This is a genomic window from Pelagicoccus sp. SDUM812003 (assembly GCF_031127815.1).
Lineage (GTDB): Bacteria > Verrucomicrobiota > Verrucomicrobiia > Opitutales > Opitutaceae > Pelagicoccus.
In genome coordinates this window covers 1-2,351 of record NZ_JARXHY010000045.1, presented here as the reverse complement: position 1 = coordinate 2,351, position 2,351 = coordinate 1, and the positions used below count along the sequence as shown (strand labels likewise).

The 2,351-nt window shown below is 44.8% G+C and carries 3 protein-coding genes; all 3 read right to left on the bottom strand.

Annotation, left to right across the window (positions count from 1 at the left end; translation table 11 throughout):
* Positions 1-578: 578 nt before the first annotated feature.
* The gene (locus QEH54_RS22630; protein ID WP_309021006.1) at positions 579-1,022 is read right to left on the bottom strand and encodes a DUF805 domain-containing protein; all 444 of its coding nucleotides are present in this window, start codon (positions 1,020-1,022) and stop codon (positions 579-581) included.
* 87 nt (positions 1,023-1,109) lie between these two features.
* Positions 1,110-1,634 (bottom strand): hypothetical protein, encoded by a 525-nt coding sequence (locus QEH54_RS22625; protein WP_309021005.1) that lies wholly within the window; start codon positions 1,632-1,634, stop codon positions 1,110-1,112.
* 35 nt (positions 1,635-1,669) lie between these two features.
* A complete protein-coding gene (locus QEH54_RS22620; RefSeq protein ID WP_309021004.1) occupies positions 1,670-2,245 on the bottom strand; it encodes a hypothetical protein in 576 nt (191 codons plus the stop codon).
* Positions 2,246-2,351 lie beyond the last annotated feature (106 nt).

Genomic DNA, 2,351 nt, shown 5'->3' with positions numbered 1-2,351 from the left:
GGTGTGAGTTGTAGTAGCTGTATTCATAAAGGCACTATATTGACGGGTCGCCTCATGGCGACTCGTCTCTGTGCCTTCTCATTCCTACTGGTTCTGACTTTCTTTCATTCTTCTCCGTATTCGCCTTTCTATTCTATTTCTTCTCCTGGAACATAAAGCCAGAAGCCAATTGTTGCGAGTGCCAGGCTAACGACGAGTCCGATTCCCGCTCTCGCCATATCTCCATCATTGTATGGGCTAACCACGAGAAAGTAGGTCAATCCTCCGACGAAACCTCCAACTAACGCAGACTTCCCTTGGTTCAATCTGTATTTGGTTCCGCATGACGAGCATTTTAGGGGTGACCATCTGGAGGATGTGAGAATTTTGAGCGGGCCTATTTTCGTGCCACAATTGGGGCATTGCTTCATGATTTGATCTTCTTCAGAACGTGAAAGCCATACGCGGAAGTCAGCGCGGAGCGCTGGCTGGAGTTGTATGGGCTGACTGGTTGGATGTTTTTTCCTGTTTTACGTCCTCTTTTGAATCGAAAGTTCTAGATCTAGATGAAGTCAAACCCTTGTAGATCTGATTCAACATTACTGGATATTGTCTTTCTTCGAGTAGTGTTCGGTGAAGTTGAATCTTTCATGAGAAAGCAAAATTCTCTCTGGTTCTTTTGATTTCTTAATTTTTTCATCACCATATTTATTACTGCCATTTGTGCCCTTCACGAAAAATAGTAGTATGAATAGATAGATATTCAAAATGGGGATGAGCTTTAGTCCAACCATGATTCCTGGTTTGTTCAAGTCGTGGAGTCTTCGAACGGATAGAGGGATAATTGCTGAAATGAGGAAAAGTACAATCAGTGAACTGCTGAGCAACCGTGCTGCTATCAATTTGTTGGGTGGCAGAACCTCTGGGAGGATCGCTATCAGTAGGGACTGAATGACGCCGATGAAGACAACAAGGAGTATGTTGATTTTTAGGAAGTCGGATCGTCGGAGGCGACCCTTGAATGAATAGACGGATTCGTTCATAATGGTGATTTTTATCCAACGTGAAGGTCATACGCGGAAGTCAGCGCGGAGCGCTGGCTGGAGTTGTATGGACCGACTGGTTAGACTTCATTTTAGTTCTAGTATAACGTCTACCAAAACCCAGTTCTTTTCTCTCTTTTCGAAGATAGAAACTACAGGTTTTCCATCGTCTCCCAAGGTTTCGATTTTTGCTTGGTCATCGGTGATCGTAGAATTCTGTATATCCCCAAATTCATCTCTTTCTTTTAGGTCATTTGGAGAAACTCCACCATGAAGAAGAAGTCGGACTCCTTGAATGCTGTCGCAATATTGCTCGAGAGATAGCTTCACGACTGTGCCAGCATTCCATAAGCTCATGTCGGCTTTTATTTCTTCATCAGTTGGGATTTTTGATCGTCCGAACAGCGTCCACCAACGTTTGTGCCAGTTTGATCTCAGTAGAGCGTAATCGACGTATTCAATAGATGATTCTTGATCGTTTTCGATTATTGCTTTTTCGATCGCACGGAATGACTCGTTGAGGTCATTTGGTGGCTCTGATGCAAAGAGATTTCCAGAGATCGCGAAAGCGATCAGCGTGAGCAAGGATGAGAGGAGCTGTCGGGGTTTCATCTTTTTCTGTCTAACGTGAAAGCCATACGCGGAGGTCAGTCGCGGAGCGACTGTCCGGAGTTGTATGGGCTGCCTGGTTCTGCTTTCTTCTTTTTTATTCTTCGTTCATCTAGCTCTTTGAATTCGTACTCAAGAAGGTCGAAGAAGCCTCCTTCGTATGGTTCAAAAATATCCTCTTCGTGTGACCATCGCACGATCCTTCCTTTTTGATCGTAGCAATAGACGTCAGCATCCCCGATGACCTTCAGGAGCGGAAGAACTGTGTGACCCATCTCTTTGAATTCTTTTGCAGCGATTTCCGCTTGCATCCACTCAGGGGCTTCCTCGCTAAAAGCGTATACATAGACTCCATACAGAAAACTCCAAAATGGCCCAACATCGCCAGCCTTGTGTCTCGGCCAAAATTCTTCTCTTACTTCTAGGTATGGTGATCCCCAATACCCCGTAGCGTGAACCATAAAATCTTTCGGTAGCTTAACGCCAAACTTATCCGCTACTCGTTTTACTTCGTTTTTCGTAGGTGCGTCTTTGCCCGCTGCAACAAGGTAGTACTCATCTCTGTTCCAGATGAGATTGATGATGTCTTGTGTTTTGTCTTTCGGGCCAAACATCTATTTTTTGCAGAACGTGAAGTTCATACGACGGAGGTATCGCGGAGCGATGCCGGAGTTGTATGAAACGACTGGTTCGGTTTCTTTACTTCTAGTGAATTGAAGA